Genomic DNA, 23,071 nt, shown 5'->3' with positions numbered 1-23,071 from the left:
CACCCTGGGGGCGTCAACGACGCGGAGCGACGCGCCGAACCGGCGTGTCGCTCCGGCGTGTCTCACCCTCTGCTTGAGGGTGAGATCCTCACGCGCCGGGTCGCTGCTCCGGGTCGTCGCCGGCGTCCTCCTCCGTGTCCTCGTCGTGCGTCCCCGGGTCGCCAGGCTCCTGGCCCGTGAGGAAGTCCTCCGCGCTGACCTGCTCGAGGAACGCGCGGAAACGCTCGACCTCCTGCTCGGACGGCCCGTCCGACGCCTCGATCCCGGCGACCGCGACGACCTCCGCGGCGCACAGCACCGGACAGCCGACGCGCACCGCCACCGCGATCGCGTCCGACGCGCGCGAGTCGACGCGGACCCCGGACGCCAGCACGAGCGCCGCGTGGAAGACGCCCTGGCGCAGCTCGGTGATCTCGACCGTCGCGACCGCCGACCCGAGCGCCGCCACGACGTCGCACAGCAGGTCGTGGGTCATGGGCCGGCGCGGCACGATGCCGGCCTGCGCCGACGCGATGGCGGTCGCCTCCGTCGGGCCGATCAGGATCGGGACGAACAGCTCCGCGGCCGGGTCCAGGAGCAGCACGACGAGCTCGTCGTCCACGAGGTGCTGACGCACCCCGACGACCTCGACCTGCACCAGCTGCTCGTCGTCCGCCACACCCTCACGCTACGACCCGAACGGCCGCGCGTCTGCACGAGAACCCCGCGCGCTCGCGCGCCTCGTGACGCACCGCTCAGGACGTGAGACCCGAGACGGCGGAACGGAGCAGGGCGGTGTGCAGCTGCGTGCAGAGCTCGCCGACCTCCGCGGCCAGGGTGCCGGCGCGGGCACGCGACGACGCGGCGTTCTGGCCGCGCCAGGGCGCGACGATCTGCTCGACCAGGTCGGCCTGGCGGTCCGCCGCCGCGCGGAAGACGCGCAGGTGACGCGCGTCGACCCCGTGCTCGCCGAGCGCCGCCGCGAGCACCACGACGTCCCGGGCCCACGGGTCGAAGTGACCGGACACGCTCGGACGCAGCACCCCCGAGCGCACCAGCTCGTCGACGAGCGCGACGTCGACGCCCGCCTCCCGGGCGAGCGCGTCGCCCGTGTAGCGCGCCGCGACCGCCGGGCCCTGCACGACTCCGTCGCGCGTCGCGAGCTGGGCACGCGGTGCGGGCTCGTCGTCCTCCCCCGCGTCGAGCGCGGCGAGCTGCTCCCCGATGACCTTGAGCGGGACGTAGCGGTCGCGCTGCTGGCGCAGCACGTAGCGCAGCCGCTCGATGTCCGCCGGGCTGTACTGCCGGTAGCCCGCGGGCGTCCGGACCGGCTCGACGAGCCCCTGCTCCTCGAGGAAACGGAGCTTGCTGTTGGTGACCGCGGGGAACTCGATGCGCAGCGCGGCCAGCACGTCGGAGATCCGCATCGACGCGCGGCGCGAGATGCCCCGGGGCCACGGCTCGACGACGGCGTCCTCGCCCGACTGCGGGTCAGGAGCTCCCGATGCGACACCCTCCGAGCCTGCGGCGAGCCGGGACGCGCGCTCGCCCGCCCTCATGACCGGGCGTCGGCAGAGCTCGCAGGGCCGCGACGGTCGCCGTCCCGCGCCGGGCTCGGGTGGAACGTCAGGCGGTACTTGCCGATCTGCACCTCGTCACCGGCGCGCAGCGCGGCCGCGTCGATGCGTCGGCGGTTCACGTACGTGCCGTTCAGCGAGCCGATGTCGCGCACGACGAACTCGTCGCCCTCGCGGACGAACTCCGCGTGCTTGCGCGAGACCGTGACGTCGTCGAGGAACACGTCCGCGTCCGTGCTGCGCCCGGCGACGGTGCGCTCGGCGTCGAGCAGGAAGCGCGCACCGACCGACGGTCCCCGCTGCATGATCAGGAGCGCCGACGTCGGCGGGAGCGCCTGGACCGCCGCGAGCTCGTCGGCCGTGAGGCCCGAGGGGGCGACCAGGTCGAGGTCGACCGGGTCCAGGTTGCCGAAGCTGATCGTCGTGTCGGACGACGTCCGGGCGAACTGCCCGGCGTCCTGCGCACCACGCTGCTCGGGCAGGTGCCGTTCGTCGCTCATGCCGCCTCCCGGGACTCGTCGTGCCTACGACCACGGCACGGGTGCCGGGTCGCGCACAGCCTATGCGGACGCAGCCCCTGCATGCAGCACGCGACTCCGGTCGACCCGCACGGACACCCCACGCAGGACCGGCGTCAGCCCTCCTCGGGCGCGAGCGGGGTCGCGAAGCGGGGCTCGGGGACCGTGCGGGTGGCGAGGATGCTGAGCTCGTCCTGCTGCACGGCGGTCGGGCGCCCGCCGTCGTTGCGGATGGTCGCGAACGCCCCGCCCGGGATCTCCATCGCGTTCCCCATGGTCGCGGGGTCGCCGATCACCAGCCACCGGTACGGGGGCTCGACCGCGACGCCGTCGACCACGACCCCCCGGCCCTCGCCCTCGACGACGTAGCTGCTCGCGGTGATCCGCAGGTCGTTGAGCTGCACGGCCTCGGCGCCCGCGTTGCGCAGCTCCTCGAGCAGGTTCAGCAGCGACCGGGCCGCGACGACGCCGTCGGGGTCGGCGACGGTGATGCTCAGCCCCGGTCCCTCGGCGGGCAGCCGGCCCGCGAGGATGCCCTGCGTCGCGGCGCTGCTCATCGCGGCGTCGAGCGCGGCCTGGCTGCTGGTCGAGCCGCTGAGCAGCTTCTGGCGGGTCCGCTCGAGCGAGTCGGCCTCGCGCTCGAGCTCGTCGCCCTGGCGGGTCGTCTGGTCGAGGATGCCGACGAGCTCCGACTGGCGCAGCGTGGACAGGCCCTCGTCGTGCGTCTGGCGGACCTGCACGACGACCGCGAAGCCGAGCATCCCGCAGAGCAGTCCCGCGAGGACCTGGGCCCGGTTGACCCGGGGCCGCAGGCTGCGGCCGAGCGTGCGCCAGGCCTCGGGCGGCGGGACGTCGCCGGACGGCTGTGCCGGCCCGGGCGCAGGAGCGTGGACGGGTGCGTGAGCGGCGGGCACCGGTGCCGGCCCGGACGTGCCCGGGCCGGTCGACGCCGGGTCGGGCGCCAGGACACCGGGCGGAGTTCCCCCGGCGTCGAGCGGGAAGGCGCCGTCCGCGGCCTCGTGCACCTCGTCCGTGGGTGCGGCGGGAGGGCCGTCGGACACGTCGTCGTGGTGCGGCCCGAGGTCGCGGTCGCCGGGGTCGTGCGCGTCGAGGTCGTGCGTGGCAACCTCGGGTGCGTCGACCTCGTGCGCGTCGGGGACGGGTGCGTCGCCGGGGACCCCGTCGCCCGCGTGGCCGGCCGGGCCGAGGGCCTCGGGCTCGCCCTCGGGCGGAACCGCGCGGTCGGCGGCGTCGTCGTCGGTGGTGCCCGCCGGGGCGGCGACCGGGTCGGACCCGAGGTCGCCGGTCACCGACGCTGCCGGCGCGACGCGCGGCACGAGCCGGGTGGGGGGCGCCACCTCGTCGTCGTACGCGTCCGTCGGCCCCGCGTCCCCGAGCGGCGCGTCGTCGTGCGCCGCCGCGCGCGCGGCGCGCTCCCACGCGGCCTCGTCCGAGGGCACGTCGTGGCGCGGCACCTCGAGCTCCTCGGCGAGGGGCTCCTCGGCGGGGGTCGGCTCGACGGGGGTCGCGGCCTCGGCGGGCGGGTCGACCGGTCCGGCGTCGACCTCGGCCCGCTCCCGGGGTTCCGGTGGGCGCGTCATGCCTTGAACAGGTGGCGACGGATGGACGCCGCGTTCGAGAAGATCCGGATGCCGAGCACGACCACGACGCCGGTCGAGAGCTGCGTCCCGACCCCGAGCTGGTCGCCGAGGAACACGATGAACGCGGCGACGACCACGTTGGACAGGAACGACACGAGGAAGACCCGGTCGTCGAAGATCCCGTCGAGCAGCGCCCGCAGACCGCCGAAGAGCGCGTCGAGCGCCGCCACGACCGCGATGGGCAGGTAGGGCTGCAGGCCGACGGGCACGGTGGGCTGCACGAGGAGCCCCGCCACGACGCCCACGACCAGGCCGATCACTGCGATCACGGACAGCTCCTCCTCATGCGCGTCATCCCCCGGACCCCGCCGGGTCCTGCTGCTCGCCCGTCACGGTACCCGTCGGTGTGCCCGTGCCCACCGGGCCCTCGCCCGCGCCACCCAGGAGGGGGACGCCGAGGGGCACGCTCGCGGACCGCAGGCCCGGTCGCGCGGCCGACGGCAGCTCGAGCTGGGTCTGCGACGCGATGTCGACCCCGATGCCCCAGCTCACCGTGAGGTCGCTGAGGTACGGGCCGACGCTCGAGCGCGCGAGGCCGGTGTGCATCTTCTGGGTGTCGCCGATCGCCTCGACGACGTACGGCCCGGAGAGCGGGACGAGGTCGACGAGGATCGCGCTGCCCGCGCTGCGGATCGCCGTGGTCGACGTCAGGCGCTGCCCGTCCACGGCGATCGCCTCCGCGCCGACCGCCCACAGCCCGTTGACGAGGATCTGCAGGTCCTGGTCCTGCACGCGGGACAGCGCCTCCTCGTCGGGCGCCCGGGCGGGGCCGTCCGTGATGGTGATCCGCAGCCCCGGCCCCGTCACGGGCACGGCACCGGAGACGAGCGAGTCCGCGGCGATCCGCTCCAGCAGCTCGGTGTCCTCGGCCGCGAGCACCGCAGCCTGCAGGTCCGCGATCTCCCGGCTGCGGTCGGCGTTCTCCTCACGCAGCCGCTCGACGCTCGCGGTGCGCTCCGCGATCTGCTCCTCGAGGAGCGTCCGCGCCGCCAGGACCGACGGCTCCGGTGCCCGCAGCGCGAGAGTCGCTGCCGTCGTCGCGATACCGAGGCCGACGGCGGTGAGCAGCAGCAGCACCCGACGCGGCCTCGAGCGCGGCGGGTCGCCCTGGCTCCGGCGCCGCTCGGCGACCATCGCGTACCCGGGGTCGAGCGGGCGACGGATCACCTCGTTGAGCAGCGTCATCGACGCGTCCGCCACGCGCGGCACGGTGGTCGGCCGCGGCGCGGGACGGTGCCGGGAGGTCATGCGTCGCTGCGCTCGTCGACGGTGAGGAGGCGGCGCGCCTGGACGACGTAGAGCAGGCCCGCGAACCAGTACAGCGCGAGACCCCACCACGCGAACGCCCAGCCGAGGACGTAGCAGACGGTCCCGATCGGCTCGCGCCACTCGGCGAGCAGCAGGAGGGGGAACGCGTAGAGCAGCGCGAACGTGCCGGCCTTGCCCGCGAGGTGGACCGGCAGCGGGCCGTAGCCGTGCCGCGCCACGACCGCGAACAGCCCGAGCAGCATCACGTCGCGCGCGACGAGCACGGCGACGAGCCACCACGGCACGAGGTCGCGCCACGCCAGCCCGAGCAGCGTCACGAGGATGAAGAGGCGGTCCGCCGCGGGGTCGAGCATCTGCCCGAGCTTCGAGACCTGGCCGAGCCGCCGCGCCAGCACCCCGTCGAGCCAGTCGCTCGCGCCCGAGACCGCGAGCACGACGAGCGCCCACCCGTCGTTGCCGACAGCGATGAGGACCGCGAACACCGGGACGAGCACCAGCCGGACGAGGCTGATCACGTTCGGGACGGTCAGGACGCGATCCGAGACGGCACCCTGCTCGGTCACTGCCTCCCCTGACGTCGACCCGGATGGACGGGGACGATCCTATGCGGGAGCGCGGGCGTGCCGGACCGGCACACGCGGGTGACCAGCGACCGCGGGGAGAAGTGGCCCGTCGGGGGCACCGGCGCGGCGCCGGTCCTCCGGGCCGCCTCAGGCTCGCGGGCGTGCCACCGGCGCGTCCGGGGCGGTCGCGTCGAGCGCGAGGCGGACGTCACGGGCGTCGACGTCGGCGCGCACGAGCCGCACCCGGACGCGCTCGCCGACGGGCAGGTCCTCGCCGTCGCAGCGGGCCACGACCGCGGGGTCCGTGAGCTGGACGGTGTCGTGGTCGAGCGCCACCCCGTCGAAGACCTCCCCGACGTGCGGGGCGAGCACGGCCGCCTCGACGACGTCCGTGCACGCGCGGTCGACCGCCGACGACCGCCGGGCGGCCTGGGCCATCTCCTCACCGAGCGTCGGGAGCGCCGCCGTGACCCACTCCGGGACCGGCCGGCCGGCGTGCGCCGCGAGGCTCACCTCGAGGCCGTACCGGTCGACGAGCCGGCGCAGCGGCGCCGTCACGTGCGCGTACGGCGCGGCGATCGCGCCGTGCAGCTCCTGCGCGGGCGGGGTGCCGTCGAACGTCGTCCACGCCGCCCCACGGAAGAGCGCGGTCGCGGCGGAGAGGAACGCGGCCGTCGCCGGCTGCGTGTGGTCGAGCCGGGCGAGCACGTCACCGTACTCCTGGCCGTCGGCCCACGCGACGCCCAGGGCGCGCGCCTGGCGCCGCAGCCGGGCCAGCGCCTCGTGGTCGGCCGGGGGCATGGTCCGCAGCACGCCCACCCCGGCGTCGAGCATGAGGCCCGCGGCGGCCATGCCCGTCAGCAGCGAGACCTGCGCGTTGTGGTCCTCGACCGGCAGCGGCGCCCGGTACTCGAGGCGCCAGCCGTCGCCGTCCGGCGTGACCTCCTGCTCCGGGCGGCCGAGCGAGACGCCCCCGCGGGCCCGTTCCTGCTGCGCCCGCAGCGTCCCGATCTCGGCGAGCAGGGTCGGGAGGTCGTCGCGGCCCGCCGACCCGAGCGCCGCCTGGACACCGGCGTAGTCGAGCTGCTCGCGGCTGCGGACCCGGCCGCGACGCACATCGGTCGAGGTCACTGCCCCGTCCGCGTCGAGGTCGAACGTCCACACGACGGCGAGCCGCTCGACAGCGGCGAGCAGCGACGCCGCACCCTCGGACAGCTCCTCGGGGTGCAGCGGGACACGCCCGTCCGGGCAGTACACGGTCTCCCCGCGCCGGTGCGCCTCCCCGTCGATCGCGCCGCCCGCACGGACGAACGCGGCGACGTCCGCGATCGCATACCGGACCCGGTACCCGGTCGGCCGGCGGGCGAGGTGCACCGCCTGGTCGAGGTCGGTCGACCCGGGCGGGTCGATGGTCACGAACGGGACGTCCCGCAGGTCGGTGCGCTCGTCGGCGTACGGGTCCGTGCCCGACGTCGCGGCGGCGTGCGCCTCGGCGAGCACCTCGGCGGGCAGCTCCTCCGGCACCTCGAGCTCGCGGCGGACGGCGGCGAAGGCCCCGCGCAGGACGTCGCCGTCGGCGGCCAGGGTCAGCGATGGTCTCGGCACGCCCTCACAGTAGGGCCGGCCCCCGTGGCCTGCCGGGTGCCCGCCGGGCGTCGACGCTGTGCCGGGCGGGCCGCTGTGGTTCGCTGAGCGGGTGAGCCACGTCAACAACCCCGAGGTGATCCACCGGCTCCTGACGAGCCCCGGGCGCTGGGCCGTCGTCGGGCTGTCGACCAGCCGGGCGCGCGCGGCGTTCGGCGTCGCGGCCTACGTCCAGGGCACGCTCGGCCACGAGATCGTCCCCGTCCACCCCCGGGCGGAGACCGTCCACGGCGCGCGTGGGTACCGGGCGCTCGCGGACGTCCCCGGGCGGGTGGACGTCGTCGACGTCTTCGTGAACTCGCGGCTCGCCGGGGCCGTCGTCGACGACGCGATCGCGGTCGGCGCCGGCGCGGTGTGGCTGCAGCTCGGTGTGGTCGACGAGGAGGCCGCGCAGCGCGCGCTCGCCGCGGGGCTCGACGTCGTCATGGACACGTGCCCGGTGATCGAGGGGCGGCGCGCGGGCCTCGCGTGACACGGCGTCCTGGGCCCGTGTGCCCGACGTCACCCCCGGTCAGCACGCCAGGTCGGCGCCTGCCCGGTAGTCTTGAGGCACCCCCGGAGTTTGTCGCGCTTCCCTCGTGTGTCTGTGCCGGTGTCCGCACCGTCGATGTGTTCGGGACAAGCGACCTCCTGGACGGCCCTCCTGGCCGGCCACGACGCCACTCCCCCGCACACGATCGGTGATCCCACATGACCATGACAGACCCCACGCTGCCCGCGACCGCCCCCAGCGGCCCCGCCTTCGCCGACCTCGGCCTGCCCGAGGCGCTCGAGCGCGCGATCGCCGACCTCGGCTTCGAGACGCCGTCCGCGATCCAGGCCGAGGCCATCCCGGCGCTGCTCGCCGGCCGCGACATCACGGGCGTCGCCCAGACCGGCACCGGCAAGACCGCCGCGTTCGGGCTGCCGCTCCTCGCCGCGATCGACCCCGAGCTCCGCCAGGTCCAGGCTCTCGTCCTGACCCCGACGCGCGAGCTGGCGATGCAGGTCGCCGAGGCCATCGAGTCGTTCGCCCGGCACCTGCCCGGCGTCGAGGTCGTCGCCGTCTACGGCGGCTCTCCCTTCCTCCCGCAGCAGCGCGCGCTCGCCCGCGGCGCGCAGATCGTGGTCGGCACACCCGGCCGCGTCATGGACCACCTCGACCGGCGCACGCTGCGCCTCGACGACGTGCGCTTCCTCGCGCTCGACGAGGCCGACGAGATGCTGCGCATGGGCTTCGCGGAGGACGTCGAGAAGATCTTCGCGTTCGCCCCGACCCAGCGCCAGGTCGCGCTGTTCTCGGCCACCATGCCGCCCGCGATCCGCCGCGTGGCCGCGCACCACCTCACCGACCCCGTCGAGATCACGGTCTCGCGCCAGTCGTCGACCGTGACCGACATCCGCCAGACGTACGCGGTCGTGCCGTTCCGGCACAAGACCGGCGCGCTCGCGCGGGTCCTCGCCGTCTCGGACGCCGAGGCCGCCATCGTCTTCGTGCGCACCCGCGGCGCGGCCGAGGAGGTCGGCAGCGCCCTCGTCGAGCGCGGCATCCCCGCGGCGTACATCTCGGGCGAGGTCGCGCAGGGCGACCGCGAGAAGATCGTCGAGCGCCTGCGCAACGGCACGCTCGACGTGCTCGTCGCGACCGAGGTCGCCGCGCGCGGCCTCGACGTCGACCGGATCGGGCTCGTGGTCAACTTCGACGTCCCGACCGAGCCCGAGGCGTACGTGCACCGCATCGGCCGCACCGGCCGTGCCGGGCGCACCGGCGAGGCGCTCACGTTCGTGACGCCGAGCGAGCAGCACCGCCTGCGCGCGATCGAGCGGACCACCCGCCAGCGCCTCGAGGAGATCCAGATCCCCTCGCCCGCCGACGTCTCCGCGCACCGCGTGACGAAGCTGCTCGGTCAGGTCGAGGAGCGTGCGGCCCTCGGCCGTCTCGACCTCTACCGCACGGCGGTCGGCGAGTACCTCGCCGCGAACCCGGGCGTCGACCCGGTGGAGCTCGTCTCGGTGCTCGCGGCGCTCGCCGTCGGCGACACCGGCCCGAGCGCGCGACCGGCCCACGGCGACGACCTCGACGACGCGCTGTCCCGGGCGTCGCTGTCCCCCGAGCGTGACGGCCAGCGGTCGTCCGCGTCGAGCTCCGGTCCGCGCCGGACCAGCCACCGCCCGGACGGCGCGCTCCGGTACCGCATCGCGGTCGGGCACACGCACGGCGCTCAGCCGGGCGCGATCGTCGGTGCGCTCACGAACGAGGGTGGGCTGACCGGCAAGGACCTCGGCAAGATCGACATCTTCCCGAGCTTCTCGCTCGTCGAGATCCCCGGCGGCCTGACCCCCGAGGCCTTCGACCGCCTCGGGCGTGCGCGCGTCGCCGGCCGTCCGCTGCGCATCCGCGTCGACGAAGGACCGGGCCCGCGCACCGGCCAGGGCGCCTCGCGACCGACCGGTCCGAGCACGCACCGCGGCGAGCGCCGTCCCGAGAACCGCTCGGACTCGCGCGAGCGTCACGTCCGCCCGCACGCCGCTCGCTGAGCCGGCCGGGCCACCCGGCCCGCGCCCGCCCGCAGCACGACCCGGCCCCCGGCCGCCCTCGATCAGCGCACGGTCGAGCGGCGCCGGGGGTCGGGCTGCGTCTGGGCCCGCAGCAGGGCGATGTCGGCCTCGCGCAGCGCGTCGTCGGCGTCGTGGAAGCGCTGGATGCTCGACAGGACCCCGACGGCGACGTCGACGCCGAGGTCGGTCCGGACGTGGGTCAGGAGCTCCTCGACGCGCACCGGGTCGCCGCCCGCACCGACGTCGTCCAGCAGCACCGCGAACTCGTCCTGACCGAGCCGAGCCGCGGAGTCGCCCTCGTGCAGCGCGCGCCGCAGCCGGCGCACCACCTCGCGTCGCACCTCGACGTCCCCGTCGCCGAGCTCGGTGCCGTCGTCGCGCAGCGGGTGACCCGGCTCGGCGACGACGCGCAGGAGGACGACGGTGCAGTCGAAGTCCCCCGAGCGACGGGTGCGCTTGATCGCGGCGCCGAGCCGGTCGAGGAAGAGCATGCGGTTCGCGAGACCGGTCTCCGGGTCGCGCAGGGCGTTGCGGCGCAGCGCGAGCTCCTGCTCCTTGCGCTCGGTCATGTCGACGAGCGCGCCGACCAGCCGGGCCGGGCACCCCGCGTCGTCGAGCACGGTGACCGCGCGGCACATCATCCAGCGGTAGTCGCCCGACGACGTGCGCACGCGGTGCTCGAGCTCGAGCGGCGTGCGGGCCCCACCGAGCTGCGCGGCGATCGACGCGGACAGCTCGTCGCGGTCGTCGGGGTGCACCCGCTCGAGCCACTCCGTCGGGGACGAGCCGATCTCGTCCTCGTCGTACCCGAGCGTCTGCTTCCACCGCGGCGAGTAGTAGACCGTGCCCGCGGACACGTCCCAGTCCCACGTGCCGTCCTGGGCCGCCATCGACGCGAGCGCGTACCGCTCCTCGCTCGCGCGCACGGTGTCGGCCAGCGCCCGCTCGCGTGCTGCTGCCTGCTCCAGGGCCCGCCGCTGGTCGCGCAGCGAGGCCACGAGCCGCTCCTGGTCGAGCGCGACCGCGAGCAGGGCGGCCCAGTGGTTGTACTTGTCCCGGGCGCTCGTCATGCGGGTCTCGACGTTCCCGTCGATCGCGAGCAGGCCCCAGTCGCTGCCGCCAAAGGTCACCGGGATGACGAAGGTGAGCTCGGTGCTCCCGATCGTCCCCGCGCGGGTGAGCGCCGGGGGCGGGAACTGGCTCGCTGGCGTGCGCAGCCCGATGAGGCGCGAGAGCGTGCCGGACGTGTCGTTGACCCCGACGATCTCGATCTCCCGGTCGCCCGGTGAGCGCTCGTGACCGACCCACAGGCCCAGGCACGCCGGTCCGCGCACGGCCCGCGGGAGCCACGTCAGCGCGCGAGGGCTCGGGCCCTTGCCGCGCAGGAGGTCCATGTCGACCTCGTACTGGTCGGCGATCGTCCGCTCGAGGTACCCGCTACGCGCGAGCATCGGTCGCGTGCAGCCCTTGGTCAGCGTGAGCAGCACCTCGGTCGTCACCCGGCGCAGCACCGGGAGCCGGTCCGACGTCGGTGGGAGCGCGCCCATGAGCTCGCTCTCGAGGTCCCGGACGGCCGACACGAGCTGCTCGAGCGCCTCGGGGTGGGGCTGGAGCGCCGACGTGAGGTCCGCGAGGCGGCCCAGGGCGACACCGGAGGGAGCCGACCCGCGCTCGGCGGCCGCCGCGATCGGGTCGACCACCGCGTGCAGCCAGCTCGTGCGCGCCTCGTCGCCCGCCCGGCGCGTTCCCGCCGCCGCCGACGGGCCTGCGAAACCGGTGTCGGACAGGCGCCGCAGCCGCGCCCGGGCCGGCGTCGAGCCGTACGTGTCGAGCGCACCGTCGTCGTGGCACGCGTCGGGCGTCGTGCTGGGCTCGCCGCACCCGCAGGACTCGCGCGTGACGAGGGTCGCCGGCGCCCGGTGCGCGCCCGTGGCCACCTCCTCGCCGCGCAGGCGGGCGAGGAGCAGCTTGACCGCGAGCTCGCCGACCCGGTCGTTGTGCGGGTCGACCGTCGACAGTCGCGGGACGAGGCGCGCGCCGCTCTCGGTGTGGTCGAACCCGACGACCGCCTGGTCGCGGGGCAGGACGAGCCCGCTCGCGCGCAGCGCCCGCAGGAAGCCGATCGCGTTGCGGTCCGTCGCGGCGACCGTCGCCGTGGTCGGCACGCCCGCCGCCAGGAACCGGGCGGCCGCGTCCGCGCCGCCCTGCTCGTGGTTGTCGACCGTCTCGTAGAACCACTCCGGGTCCGGCTCGACGCCGTGCTCCGCGAGCGTCTCGCGGTACGCCTCGTAGCGCTCGCGGATGTCGCGCTGCGCGAGGTTGCCCACGAACGCGATGCGCATGTGCCCGTGCTCGAGCAGGTGCTCGACCGCCGCGCACACGCCGCCCGCGTTGTCGGGGACGACGACCGGCGCCGGGAGCTGCGTCTCGTCCTCGCTGATCATGACGACCGGGCGGCCCCACTCCTGGACCGACGCGAGCCGGTCGTGGCGCACCGCCTTCGCGATGATGACGATCCCGTCGACCGCACCGAGCGCGACGGGGACCTCGAGGAGGGGCTCGTCGGGGTAGCGCTCGCGGTCGAGGCCCGCGGGGTAGGTCTGCACCGCGACGACGCGGTGACCCGACGTGCGTGCCGCACGGGAGACGCCGGCGATCAGGCCGCCGAAGTAGAAGCCCCCGACGACCGGGGACAGGACGCCGATGGTGCGCCGAGCGCTCGCCGCCACCGGGCCGCGCCGAATCGTGCCCATGCACACTCCTCGTCCACGTCATCGGAGCCGAGACGATGCGCTCGCACGCATCGGGCGACACACTAGGCGATTGTGGTCACACCCGCAGCAGACAGCCCAGGATCGCTCTCCCGCCGCCCCACGATCTCCGACGTGGCACGTGCGGCGGGCGTGTCGATCGCCGTCGTGTCGTACGCGCTGAACGGTCGGCCGGGGGTCTCGGCCGCCACGCGCGAGCGGGTCCTGCGGGTCGCGGACGAGTTCGGCTGGCGTCCGAGCGCGGCGGCGCGCTCCATGCGGACCGGCCCGCGCGCGGTCGGTCTCGTGCTCAGCCGCGGCGCCGGGGCCGCCGCGCACGCGACGTCGTTCCTCGACTTCGTCACGGCGACGCAGGACGTCGTCGCGCAGCGCGGGCTGGCCCTCGTGCTGCAGATCGTGGACTCGGCCGAGGCGGCCGTCACGACGTACCGCGAGTGGTGGGCCGAGCGGCGGTTCGACGTCATGGTGGTCACCGACGTCCTCACGCAGGACCCACGGGTCGAGGCACTGCGCCGCATGCGGGCGCCTGCCGTGGTGCTCGGCCCCCCGTCGGTCGCGCAGGGGCTCGCGTCGGTCTCGCTCGACGAGGACGAGGCCTACTCGCGCGTCGCGACGTACCTGCTCGAGCTCGGCCACCACGACGTCGCCGCCGTGACGGCGCCGGCCACGCTGCACCGCACCCGGCTGCGGCTCGACGCGCTCGGGCGGGCGATGGACGCGGTCGGCGGGACGCTCGTGCACGAGGCGACCAACGCGACGCCGGAGGAGGCCGCGGCAGCGACGCGGCGGCTGCTCACGGCGCCGGTCCCCCCGTCGGTCGTCGTGTACGACTCGGACCAGATGGCGGTCGCGGCGCTCGACGTGGCGCGCCGCACCGGGCTCGAGGTGCCCTGGGACCTGTCGATCCTCGCGGGAAGCGACTCGGCGCTGTGCCGGCTCGCGACCCCGTCGATCACGACCCTCCCCCTGCCGCTCGGCGACCTCGGGACGGCGGCGGGCGAGGCGGTCCTCGCCGTGCTCGACGGCACGCCCGACGTCGAGCGCACGGTCCCGATCGGCGGCATCGCGGTGCGCGGGAGCACGGGTCCCCGCTCGCGCTGACCCGCGCTCCGGCGGCGGCACGTGGTCGTCGCGGCTCCAGCACGCGTGCCCCGTCGCCCCCGGACGCGACTCGCACCTCGCCGCGACCCTGCGACCCAGCGCGCCCACCGGGAGCGCGCTCAGGTCACGATTAGGTAACGCGGAAACGCCTAATCGCTTCACCCGCTGCCCGCGCCGGGGCGCCGCGTGTGAGGTTCACGGCAGTCGCCGAGGACTCACCCCGGGCGACTCGTGCCCGGACCCTCCTGCTTCGGGACCGGCACGCCGATCCCAACCCGGAGGACCGTGTGTCCAAGATCCCCAAGCGGCTGAGGGCCGCCACCACCGCCGCAGCCGCGGCGGCACTCGTCATCGCGCCGCTGACGTTCGTCGCCACCGGCGCCCAGGCGGCCGAGGCGCACGTCGACAACCCGTACGCGGGTGCGACGCAGTACGTGAACCCGACCTGGTCGGCAGCGGTTGAGAGCGCTGCCACGCGCGCCTCGGACGCCTCGCTCGCCGCGAAGATGCGCGCGATCAAGAGCATGCCGACCGCGGTGTGGATGGACCGCATCAGCGCCATCGCCGGCAACGCGGACGGCAACGGGCTGAAGTTCCACCTCGACAACGCCGTCGCGCAGAAGAAGGCCGGCACGCCGCTCGTCTTCAACCTCGTCATCTACGACCTGCCCGGTCGCGACTGCTACGCGCTCGCCTCGAACGGCGAGCTGCCCGCCACGGACGCCGGGCTCGCGCGCTACAAGACGGAGTACATCGACCCGATCGCGGCGCTCCTGGCCGACCCGAAGTACCAGGACATCCGCATCGCGGCGACGATCGAGCCGGACTCGCTGCCGAACCTCATCACCAACATCGCGGAGCCGACCTGCCAGCAGGCGGCGCCGTACTACCGCGAGGGCGTCAAGTACGCGCTCGACAAGCTGCACGCGATCCCGAACGTCTACAACTACATCGACGCGGCGCACTCGGGCTGGCTCGGCTGGGACTCGAACGCCGGTCCTGCCGCCAAGCTCTTCGCCGACGTCGCGAAGACGACCAAGGCGGGCTTCGCGTCGATCGACGGCTTCGTCACCAACACGGCCAACACCACGCCGCTCGTCGAGCCGTTCCTGACGGACCCGACCAAGCAGGTCGGCAGCGGCCAGGTCCGCTCCGCCAAGTTCTACGAGTGGAACCCCGACTTCGACGAGATCGACTGGACCGCCCACCTGCACCGCCTGCTCGTCGCCGAGGGCTTCCCGGCCACCACCGGCATGCTCATCGACACGTCGCGCAACGGCTGGGGCGGCCCCGCGCGTCCGACCGCCGCCTCGACGAGCACGACGCTCGACACCTACGTCGACCAGTCCCGCATCGACAAGCGCGTGCACCGCGGCGCGTGGTGCAACCCGCTGGGCGCCGGCATCGGTGAGCGTCCGCAGGCGACCCCGTCGGGCTACGCCGCCTCGCACCTCGACGCGTTCGTCTGGATCAAGCCTCCGGGCGAGTCCGACGGTGCGTCGTCGGAGATCCCGAACGACCAGGGCAAGCGGTTCGACCGCATGTGCGACCCGACGTTCAACTCCCCGAAGCTCGCCGGCGCGCTCACGGGCGCCACGCCCAACGCCCCGCTCGCGGGTCAGTGGTTCGAGGACCAGTTCGTCACCCTCGTGAAGAACGCCTACCCGGTCATCGAGGGCACCGGCCCGGTCGACCCAACCGACACCACCGCCCCCACGGCGCCGTCGGGCGTCACGGCCGGCACGGTCACGAACACCTCGGTCGCGCTGTCGTGGACGGCCTCGACCGACGCCGTCGGCGTCACGGGCTACGACGTCTACCAGGGCGCGACGCGTGTCGGTACCTCGACGTCGACGAGCTACACGGTGACCGGCCTCACGGCCAACACGGCGTACTCGTTCACCGTCCGCGCCCGGGACGCCGCCGGCAACGTCTCGTCGCCGTCGACCGCGGTCTCGGTCCGCACGACGAACGACACGACGGTCCCGCCGGTCGACACGACCGCTCCCACGGCGCCCTCGGGCCTCGTTGCGGGCGCGGTCACGCAGAGCTCCGCCGCCATCTCCTGGACCGCCTCGACCGACGCGGTCGGCGTGACGGGCTACGAGATCTTCAGCAACGGCACGTCCGTGGGCACGTCGACGACCACGAGCTTCACCGCGACCGGCCTCACGGCCGCCACGGCGTACTCGTTCACCGTCAAGGCCAAGGACGCCGCAGGCAACGTGTCGGCGGCGTCGACGGCGCTGTCGGTCACCACGAAGCCGGGTGACACGGTTCCGGCCGGTGCCTGCTCCGTGACCTACGCGGCCAACAGCTGGAACTCCGGCTTCACGGCGTCGGTCAAGGTGAAGAACACCGGGACCACGCCGCTGACCAACTGGAAGCTGACGTTCTCGTTCGCCAACGGGCAGGCGGTCCAGCAGGGCTGGAGCGCCACGTGGAGCCAGTCGGGCTCGACGGTCACGGCCGCCGGCGCGTCGTGGAACTCCACGCTCGCGCCCGGTGCGACCGCCGACATCGGCTTCAACGGCAGCCACTCGGGCACGAACAACGCCCCGACCGCGTTCGCGGTCAACGGCGCGGTCTGCACGAACGGCTGACACCCGCACGACCGTCGGCCGTGGTCCCCGCCCCTCCCGGGCGGGGACCACGGCTCGGCACCCCGAACCAGCACGAGCACCAGCACCAGCACCAGCACCAGCACCACCGAACCGGAAGGTCCCCTCCGTGTCCCACGCACCCTGGTCGGCGGCCCCGCGCCGCCTGCGCGCCGCGGTCTCGGCCGCCGCCGCCGCCGCGGTCCTCGCCGGCCCGATGGTCCTGGCGGCTCCCGCGCAGGCCGCCCCCGCGCAGGACTGGCTGCACGTCGAGGGCAACCAGATCGTCGACGAGGCCGGCCAGGAGGTCTGGCTGACCGGCGTCAACTGGTTCGGGTTCAACGCGAGCGAGCGCGTGTTCCACGGGCTGTGGTCCGCGAACCTCGAGCAGACCACGAAGGCCATGGCGGACCGCGGGCTCAACGTCGTGCGCGTGCCGATCTCCGCGCAGCTGCTCCTCGAGTGGTCCCAGGGCAGGACCGTCGCGGCGCCGAACGTCAACACGTTCGCGAACCCGGACCTGGTCGGCCTGGACAACCTGCAGATCTTCGACCGGTTCCTCGAGCTGTGCGAGAAGTACGGCCTCAAGGTGTTCCTCGACCTGCACAGCGCCGAGGCGGACAACTCCGGGCACGTCTACCCGATGTGGTGGAAGGGCTCGATCACGACCGAGAAGGTCTACGAGGCGTGGGAGTGGGTCACCGCTCGCTACAGGACCAACGACACGATCATCGGTGCGGACGTCAAGAACGAACCGCACGGCTCGTTCTCGGAGCCGGAGTTCGCGAAGTGGAACGACACCACCGACGCGGACAACTTCAAGCACTTCGCCGAGACCGCCGGCAGGCGGATCCTCGCGATCAACCCGAACCTGCTGATCTTCGTCGAGGGCACCGCGGTGTACCCGAAGGACGGCGCGAGCTGGACCTCGAAGAACAAGGACGACTGGTACAACACGTGGTGGGGCGGCCAGCTGCGCGGCGTCGCCGACCACCCGATCGACCTCGGGGCGAACCAGGACCAGCTCGTGTACTCCCCGCACGACTACGGCCCGCTCGTGTTCGAGCAGCCCTGGTTCACGGGCACGTGGGACGCGACGACGCTTGAGCGCGACGTGTGGGACCCGAACTGGCTCTACATCCACAAGCAGGACATCGCGCCGCTCCTCATCGGTGAGTGGGGCGGCTTCATGGACGGCGGCCCGAACCAGAAGTGGATGACGGCGCTGCGCGACCTCATCGCGAAGTACCGCCTGCACCACACGTTCTGGGTCCTGAACCCGAACTCGGGCGACACCGGCGGCCTCCTCGGCAACGACTGGGTGTCGTGGGACGAGGCCAAGTACGCGCTCGTGAAGCCCGCGCTGTGGGCCGAGGGCGGCAAGTTCATCAGCCTCGACCACCAGGTCAAGCTCGGCGGCGCGGCCAGCACCACGGGCATCTCGCTCAGCGAGGCGACGGGAGGCGGCGGCGAGCCCACCGACACCACGGCCCCGTCGGTCCCGACCGGCGTGACCGTCGCGGCGACCACCGCCTCGAGCGTGTCGCTGACCTGGACCGCGTCGACCGACGCCGGCTCGGGCGTCGCGGGCTACGAGGTCTACCGCGGCACGACGCGCGTCGGCACGTCCACGACGACGTCGTTCACCGCGACCGGGCTCACCGCCGACACCGCCTACTCCTTCACGGTGCGGGCCACCGACCGCGTCGGCAACGTCTCGGCCGCGTCGGCCGCCGTGGCCGCACGCACGACGACCGGGACCACCCCGACCGACACGACGGCACCGAGCGTGCCGACGGGTCTGCGGGCCGGCACCGGCACGGCGACGTCGGTCGCCCTCGCCTGGGACGCCTCGACCGACGGAGCAGGTGGCAGCGGCATCGCCGGGTACGACGTGTACCGCGGGACGACGCTCGTCGGCACGAGCACGACGACCACCCTCGGGGTGACCGGGCTCAGCCCCGCCACGGCGTACAGCTTCACGGTCCGCGCCAAGGACGTCGCCGGCAACGTCTCGGCCGCGTCGACGCCGCTCGCGGTGACGACCCCGCCGGACCGGGCGACGGGTGCGTGCACCGTGAGGTACACCGCGAACGGCTGGAACGCCGGCTTCACGGGGACCCTCCGGCTCACCAACACCGGAGCCTCGGCGCTGTCGAGCTGGTCGCTCGGGTTCGCATTCCCGTCGGGGCAGACCGTGACGCAGGGCTGGAGCGCGACGTGGTCGCAGACCGGGGCCGCCGTCACCGCGACGTCCCTGCCCTGGAACGGGAGCCTCGCACCCGGTGCGAGCGTCGAGATCGGCTTCAATGGCGCGCACACCGGGACCAACACCGCACCGACCGCGTTCACCCTGAACGGAGCGACGTGCACCGCCGGCTGACGGCCGGCCCCTGAGCACAGGTGCGGGGGGCGGGCGGATCGCCCCCCGCACCTGTCCCCACGTGTCACCCCCCGTGATGTCCGGGTGACAGCAGCGAGGCCCCGCGCGTCCGGTCCCCCACCGGCCGCGCGGGGCCTCGTGCGTGCGGTCAGACCCGCGCCAGCTCGCCCTCGAGGGCCGCGACGAACCCGTCGACGTCGTCCTCGGTGGTGTCGAACGAGCACATCCACCGCACGGAGCCCGTGGCCGGGTCCCAGTCGTAGAAGCGCCGGACCTCGCGCAGCCGCTCCGCGACCGGCGGCGGGACGACGGCGAACACGGCGTTGGCCTGGGTCGGCAACGTCAGGGCGACGCCGTCGAGCCGCTCGACGCCGGCGCGGAGCCGGGCCGCCATCGCGTTGGCGTGCCGGGCCGAGCGCAGCCACAGGTCGTCCTCGAACAGGGCGACGAGCTGGGCCGAGACGAACCGCATCTTCGACGCGAGCTGCATGTCGATCTTGCGCAGGAAGTCGACCCCGGTCACGGCCGTGGGATCGAGCACGACGACGGCCTCGCCGAACATCGCGCCGTTCTTGGTCCCCCCGAGCGACACGAGGTCGACGCCCGCGTCGGTCGTGAACGCGCGCAGCGGCGCGTCGAGCCACGCGGCGGCGTTCGCGATCCGCGCGCCGTCCATGTGCACGCGCATGCCGAGGCCGTGCGCGTGCTCGGTGATCGCCCGGACCTCGTCGGGGGTGTACGTCGTGCCGAGCTCGGTCGACTGGGTGAGCGAGACGACGCCCGGCTGGGCGCGGTGCTCGTCGCCCCACCCCCACGCGTGGCGGGCCACGAGCTCCGGCGTGAGCTTGCCGTCGGGCGTCGGGACGGTCAGCAGCTTGAGACCGCCCACCCGCTCGGGGGCGGCGTTCTCGTCGGTGTGGATGTGCGCGGTCTCGGCGCAGATCACGGCGCCCCAGCGCGGGAGCGCGGACTGCAGCGCGAGCACGTTGGCGCCCGTCCCGTTGAAGACGGGGTAGGCGTGCGCCCCGGCACCGAAGTGCTGCGCGGCGACCTCCCGGAGGCGCGCGGTGTACGCGTCGCCGCCGTACGCGGTCTGGTGACCGCCGTTCGCGGCCGCGATCGCGGCCAGGACCTCGGGGTGCACCCCGGCGTAGTTGTCGGACGCGAGCTCGCGCCGCTCGGTGTCGTGCAGTCGGTTCACGCGTCCCAGTCTCCCCCACGCCGGCGCACCGTCCGTGCGGCGCTCGCGGCGGCCGGGGTCGTCAGTGCTGCGCGCTGCGCGCCGCCCGGCAGTCCGCGCACGTCCCGACGAGCTCGATGGTGTGCTCGACGTCGACGAACGCGTGCGCGGCGGCGATCTGGTCCGCCCAGGTCTCCGCGGCGGGCCCGTCGATCTCGACGGTCCGCCCGCAGTACCGGCACACGAGGTGGTGGTGGTGGCTGCCGCGGCGCTCGCACCGGCGGTACACCGACTCCCCGTCCTCGCTGCGGAGCACGTCGACCTCGCCGCTCTCGGTGAGCGACTGCACCGCGCGGTACACGGTGGCCAGGCCCGTCGAGGACCCCTGGGCGCGCAGGAGCTCGTGGAGCTGCTGGGCGCTGCGGAACTCGTCGAGCCCGTCGAGCAGCGCGAGGATCTCCGCGCGCTGGCGCGTGTTGCGCTGGATCACGGCCACGGGTTCTCCTCCGTCCGGTCACGCGGCGGGTGGGGTGCGGGCGGGACGAACCGTCCGCACCGGCGATTCTAGGCGAGCGGCACGTGCAGGCCCGGGTCGGGGTCGCACGGCGCGGGCCCCCGTGCGGTCAGCACGAGGGCCCGGGCCGGTCGGGCGCCCGGATGCGGCGCCCGCGGGGGTGCGACTACTTGGCGACGGCGCGCTTGAGGGCGCTGCCGGCCGTGAGCTTCACGCGGTAGCCGGCGGGGATCTCGAGCTTCTCGCCGGTCTGCGGGTTGATGCCGGTACGAGCGGAACGGTCCGCACGGGAGACTGCGAGCAGCCCGGGGATGGTGACGCTCTCGCCGGCGGAGAGCTGCTCGACCAGGACCTCCTGGAAGGCCTTGAGCGCCGCGTCGGCGGCGGTGTTGGTCAGACCCGCCTTGGCGGCGATGGCCTGGACGAGCTCGGTGCGGTTCACGCTCACGGGATGTGCTCCTTGTAGGTCGGACGTGCCTGCCCGGGCGACACGCCCGGACGTTCAGGCCGCACCCGTGGCGGCGGGGTGGGGACCCCTCCGCCGTCGGCCTGTCGCGGACGACCTTAGTGGCCGCTCAGGCCCGCGCACGCCAGGACGGGGGTCGCGCGCGTCACCCGACGAGCCGCTCCGCCCGGTCGAGGAGCCGCTCGACGGGCCAGGCGCACACGATCCGGTCCGGACCCAGGCCGTGCTGGACGGCGCGCTCGCAGCCGGCGACCTGCCAGTCGAGCTGCCCCGGGGCGTGCGCGTCCGAGTCGACCGAGAACACGCACCCGGCCTCGACGGCGACGTCGAGCAGTGCGTGCGGCGGGTCCAGCCGGTCGGGGCGGCTGTTGATCTCGACGGCGACACCGTGCGCCGCGCACGCCTCGAACACCGCGCGGGCGTCGAACTCGCTCTCGGGGCGCGGCCGGCCGGTGAGGCGCCGGCCCGTGCAGTGCCCGAGGACGTCGGTGCGCGGGTCGCTGACCGCCGCGACCATGCGCCGGGTCATCTCCTCGCGGCCCATGCGCAGCTTCGAGTGCACCGACGCGACGACGACGTCGAGCTCGTCGAGCAGGTCCGGGTCCTGGTCGAGGGACCCGTCGTCGAGGATGTCGACCTCGATGCCGGTGAGCACCCGGAACGGTCCGACCGCGCGGTTCAGCGCGGCGACCTGCTCGAGCTGCGCCCGCAGCCGCGCGGCGCTCAGCCCGTTCGCGACCGTGAGGCGCGGCGAGTGGTCGGTGATCGCGAGGTACTCGTGGCCCAGGTCGATCGCCGCGAGCACCATCTCCTGCACCGGGCTCGACCCGTCGCTGGCCTCGGTGTGCGCGTGCAGGTCCCCGCGCAGCGCCTCCCGGAGGGCCGCCCCCGGCCCGGTGTCCGACGCGCGTGCCCCGAGCCGCTCCTCGAGGTCGGCGAGGTAGGCGACCGCTCCCCCGGCCGCCACGTCGGCAGCGACCTGCGCGGTGCGCGCGCCGACGCCCGGGAGGTCGGTCAGGGTCCCGGCGGCGACGCGTGCGGCGACCTCGCCGGCCCCGAGCCTCTCGATCGCGCGCGCCGCCCCGCGGAACGCCTCGGCCCGGTACCCGCTCTCCTGCGCCCGCTCGAGCAGGAACGCGACACGCCGCAGCGTCGCGACCACGCGCTCGCGCAGGTCCGCCGGGTCGTGCCCCACGGCCTCAGGACGCCCGACGACGCGACGCGGTCTTCGCGGGCTCCTTGGCCGCGCCCGACCGTGCCGTCGACGCGCGCTTCTTCGGGGTCGCGGCCGCGTCGCCGTCGTCGTCGGCCTTCGCGCGGCGGGACCTCGTGCTCGCCGCCGGGGCGTCGTCCTTCGCGCTCGCGGACGCCTTCGACGCGCGCTTCGCCGCCGGCTTGCGTCCAGCACCGGCGCCACCGGCGCCACCGGCGTCGCCGTCCGCGTCCGACGACGCACGCGTGCGCGTCGCGGGTGCGGGGGCCTCGGCCTCGGCGTCCGCCGCTCCCCCGCGCCCCGCGCGGGCCTTCTCGACGCTGCGCTGCAGCGCCGCGAGCAGGTCGACCACCTCGCCGCCCGTGCTCTCGTCCTTCGCCGCCGTCGCGGGCACCTGACGCGTGCTGCCCGACGAGACCTTCGACTCGATGAGCGACTCGAGCGCCGCCTGGTAGGAGTCCTCGAAGCCCGACGGGTCGAAGTCCCCCGCGAGCGACTCGACGAGGGACGACGCCATCGCGAGCTCCTGCGGGCGGACCGTGACGTCGGTGTCGAGGATCGGGAAGTCCGCCTCACGCACCTCGTCGGGCCACAGCAGGGTCTGGAGGCAGATCACGTTGTCGCGGACACGCAGCACCGCCATCGACTCGCGCTGCCGCAGCGCGACCTTGACGACCGCCATCCGGTCGCTCGCCTCGAGCGCCTCGCGCAGCAGCGCGTACGGCTTGGCGGACGTCTTCTCCGGCTCGAGGTAGTACGTCTTCGCGAGGAGGATCGGGTCGACCTGCTCGGCAGGCACGAACTCGACGACCGAGATCTCGCGCTCGGTCGCCAGCGGCAGCTCGGCGAGGTCCTGGTCGGTCAGCACCACGAGCTCGCCCTCGTCGGTCTCGTAGCCCTTGGCGATGTCGCTGAACTGGACGGTCTCGCCGCACACGCTGCACACCTTGCGGTACCGGATCCGCCCGCCGTCGTCCTTGTGCACCTGGTGCAGCGGGACCTCGTGCTCCCCCGTGGCCGCGTAGAGCTTCACCGGGACGTTGACCAGACCGAAGGCGACGGCACCCTTCCAGATGGCACGCACCGACGACCAC

General features: G+C 74.5%; 19 protein-coding genes. 5 read left to right on the top strand and 14 right to left on the bottom strand.

Annotated features, from left to right (window positions below; translation table 11 throughout):
• Positions 1-88: 88 nt before the first annotated feature.
• The 8 genes from NXY84_RS10850 to NXY84_RS10815 form a co-directional block, all read right to left on the bottom strand.
• The gene (locus NXY84_RS10850; protein WP_258727075.1) at positions 89-658 is read right to left on the bottom strand and encodes a bifunctional nuclease family protein; all 570 of its coding nucleotides are present in this window, start codon (positions 656-658) and stop codon (positions 89-91) included.
• A 76-nt stretch (positions 659-734) separates the two neighbouring features.
• Entirely contained in the window at positions 735-1,538 is an 804-nt protein-coding gene (locus NXY84_RS10845; protein ID WP_258727074.1) for a MerR family transcriptional regulator, read from the bottom strand.
• Entirely contained in the window at positions 1,535-2,056 is a 522-nt protein-coding gene (locus NXY84_RS10840) for an FHA domain-containing protein (RefSeq protein WP_258727073.1), read from the bottom strand. Before NXY84_RS10840 ends, NXY84_RS10845 begins: the two co-directional genes overlap by 4 nt.
• A 134-nt stretch (positions 2,057-2,190) precedes the next feature.
• A complete protein-coding gene (locus NXY84_RS10835) occupies positions 2,191-3,675 on the bottom strand; it encodes a DUF881 domain-containing protein (RefSeq protein WP_258727072.1) in 1,485 nt (494 codons plus the stop codon).
• Positions 3,672-4,004 carry a small basic family protein gene (locus NXY84_RS10830; RefSeq protein ID WP_034628570.1) on the bottom strand — a complete coding sequence of 111 codons (333 nt, stop codon included), beginning with the start codon at positions 4,002-4,004 and terminating at the stop codon, positions 3,672-3,674. Before NXY84_RS10830 ends, NXY84_RS10835 begins: the two co-directional genes overlap by 4 nt.
• Positions 4,005-4,026: 22 nt before the next feature.
• A complete protein-coding gene (locus NXY84_RS10825; protein ID WP_258727071.1) occupies positions 4,027-4,935 on the bottom strand; it encodes a DUF881 domain-containing protein in 909 nt (302 codons plus the stop codon).
• Positions 4,936-4,979: 44 nt separating this feature from the next.
• A complete protein-coding gene (locus NXY84_RS10820; RefSeq protein WP_258727070.1) occupies positions 4,980-5,567 on the bottom strand; it encodes a CDP-alcohol phosphatidyltransferase family protein in 588 nt (195 codons plus the stop codon).
• A 147-nt stretch (positions 5,568-5,714) separates the two neighbouring features.
• On the bottom strand, positions 5,715-7,172 hold the full coding sequence (locus tag NXY84_RS10815) for an RNB domain-containing ribonuclease (protein WP_258727069.1): 1,458 nt from the start codon (positions 7,170-7,172) through the stop codon (positions 5,715-5,717).
• 91 nt (positions 7,173-7,263) lie between these two features.
• Between NXY84_RS10815 and NXY84_RS10810 the strand changes: the two genes are divergently transcribed.
• The gene (locus NXY84_RS10810; protein ID WP_258727068.1) at positions 7,264-7,683 is read left to right on the top strand and encodes a CoA-binding protein; all 420 of its coding nucleotides are present in this window, start codon (positions 7,264-7,266) and stop codon (positions 7,681-7,683) included.
• A gap of 218 nt (positions 7,684-7,901) precedes the next feature.
• Positions 7,902-9,728, top strand: coding sequence for a DEAD/DEAH box helicase (locus NXY84_RS10805; RefSeq protein ID WP_258727067.1), 1,827 nt, complete (start codon positions 7,902-7,904; stop codon positions 9,726-9,728).
• Positions 9,729-9,790: 62 nt separating this feature from the next.
• On the opposite strand, the gene NXY84_RS10800 is transcribed toward NXY84_RS10805, so the two are convergent.
• Complete coding sequence (locus tag NXY84_RS10800; RefSeq protein ID WP_258727066.1) at positions 9,791-12,502, bottom strand: substrate-binding domain-containing protein; 2,712 nt, start codon at positions 12,500-12,502, stop codon at positions 9,791-9,793.
• Positions 12,503-12,634: 132 nt separating this feature from the next.
• Between NXY84_RS10800 and NXY84_RS10795 the strand changes: the two genes are divergently transcribed.
• The 3 genes from NXY84_RS10795 to NXY84_RS10785 all read left to right on the top strand — a co-directional run bounded on the left by NXY84_RS10795 (position 12,635) and on the right by NXY84_RS10785 (position 18,604).
• Positions 12,635-13,621 (top strand): LacI family DNA-binding transcriptional regulator, encoded by a 987-nt coding sequence (locus tag NXY84_RS10795; protein ID WP_258727065.1) that lies wholly within the window; start codon positions 12,635-12,637, stop codon positions 13,619-13,621.
• A 287-nt stretch (positions 13,622-13,908) separates the two neighbouring features.
• Complete coding sequence (locus NXY84_RS10790; RefSeq protein ID WP_258727064.1) at positions 13,909-16,224, top strand: glycoside hydrolase family 6 protein; 2,316 nt, start codon at positions 13,909-13,911, stop codon at positions 16,222-16,224.
• Positions 16,225-16,438: 214 nt separating this feature from the next.
• Positions 16,439-18,604, top strand: a complete 2,166-nt coding sequence (locus NXY84_RS10785; protein ID WP_258727182.1) for a cellulase family glycosylhydrolase — start codon at positions 16,439-16,441, stop codon at positions 18,602-18,604.
• Positions 18,605-18,752: 148 nt separating this feature from the next.
• On the opposite strand, the gene NXY84_RS10780 is transcribed toward NXY84_RS10785, so the two are convergent.
• The 5 genes from NXY84_RS10780 to NXY84_RS10760 all read right to left on the bottom strand — a co-directional run bounded on the left by NXY84_RS10780 (position 18,753) and on the right by NXY84_RS10760 (position 23,061).
• On the bottom strand, positions 18,753-19,814 hold the full coding sequence (locus NXY84_RS10780) for a threonine aldolase family protein (RefSeq protein WP_258727181.1): 1,062 nt from the start codon (positions 19,812-19,814) through the stop codon (positions 18,753-18,755).
• A gap of 52 nt (positions 19,815-19,866) precedes the next feature.
• A complete protein-coding gene (locus tag NXY84_RS10775) occupies positions 19,867-20,271 on the bottom strand; it encodes a Fur family transcriptional regulator (RefSeq protein ID WP_396126396.1) in 405 nt (134 codons plus the stop codon).
• A gap of 193 nt (positions 20,272-20,464) precedes the next feature.
• A complete protein-coding gene (locus NXY84_RS10770) occupies positions 20,465-20,746 on the bottom strand; it encodes an HU family DNA-binding protein (protein ID WP_034628582.1) in 282 nt (93 codons plus the stop codon).
• 163 nt (positions 20,747-20,909) lie between these two features.
• Complete coding sequence (locus tag NXY84_RS10765; RefSeq protein WP_258727062.1) at positions 20,910-21,959, bottom strand: PHP domain-containing protein; 1,050 nt, start codon at positions 21,957-21,959, stop codon at positions 20,910-20,912.
• A gap of 4 nt (positions 21,960-21,963) precedes the next feature.
• Positions 21,964-23,061, bottom strand: coding sequence for a Ku protein (locus tag NXY84_RS10760; protein ID WP_258727061.1), 1,098 nt, complete (start codon positions 23,059-23,061; stop codon positions 21,964-21,966).
• Between the last annotated feature and the right edge of the window lie 10 nt (positions 23,062-23,071).

The organism is Cellulomonas sp. NS3 (assembly GCF_024757985.1).
GTDB lineage: Bacteria > Actinomycetota > Actinomycetes > Actinomycetales > Cellulomonadaceae > Cellulomonas_A.
Note: the sequence above shows the minus strand (reverse complement) of the source record. Positions and strands in the feature narration are given on the sequence as shown.

What these genes read in the sequence shown, in the direction of transcription:
- NXY84_RS10845 (WP_258727074.1), bottom strand. Translation starts at nt 1,538, where the DNA reads ATGAGGGCGGGCGAGCGCGCGTCCCGGCTCGCCGCAGGCTCGGAGGGT.
- NXY84_RS10840 (WP_258727073.1), bottom strand. Translation starts at nt 2,056, where the DNA reads ATGAGCGACGAACGGCACCTGCCCGAGCAGCGTGGTGCGCAGGACGCC.
- NXY84_RS10835 (WP_258727072.1), bottom strand. Translation starts at nt 3,675, where the DNA reads ATGACGCGCCCACCGGAACCCCGGGAGCGGGCCGAGGTCGACGCCGGA.
- NXY84_RS10805 (WP_258727067.1), top strand. Translation starts at nt 7,902, where the DNA reads ATGACCATGACAGACCCCACGCTGCCCGCGACCGCCCCCAGCGGCCCC.
- NXY84_RS10800 (WP_258727066.1), bottom strand. Translation starts at nt 12,502, where the DNA reads ATGGGCACGATTCGGCGCGGCCCGGTGGCGGCGAGCGCTCGGCGCACC.
- NXY84_RS10785 (WP_258727182.1), top strand. Translation starts at nt 16,439, where the DNA reads ATGGTCCTGGCGGCTCCCGCGCAGGCCGCCCCCGCGCAGGACTGGCTG.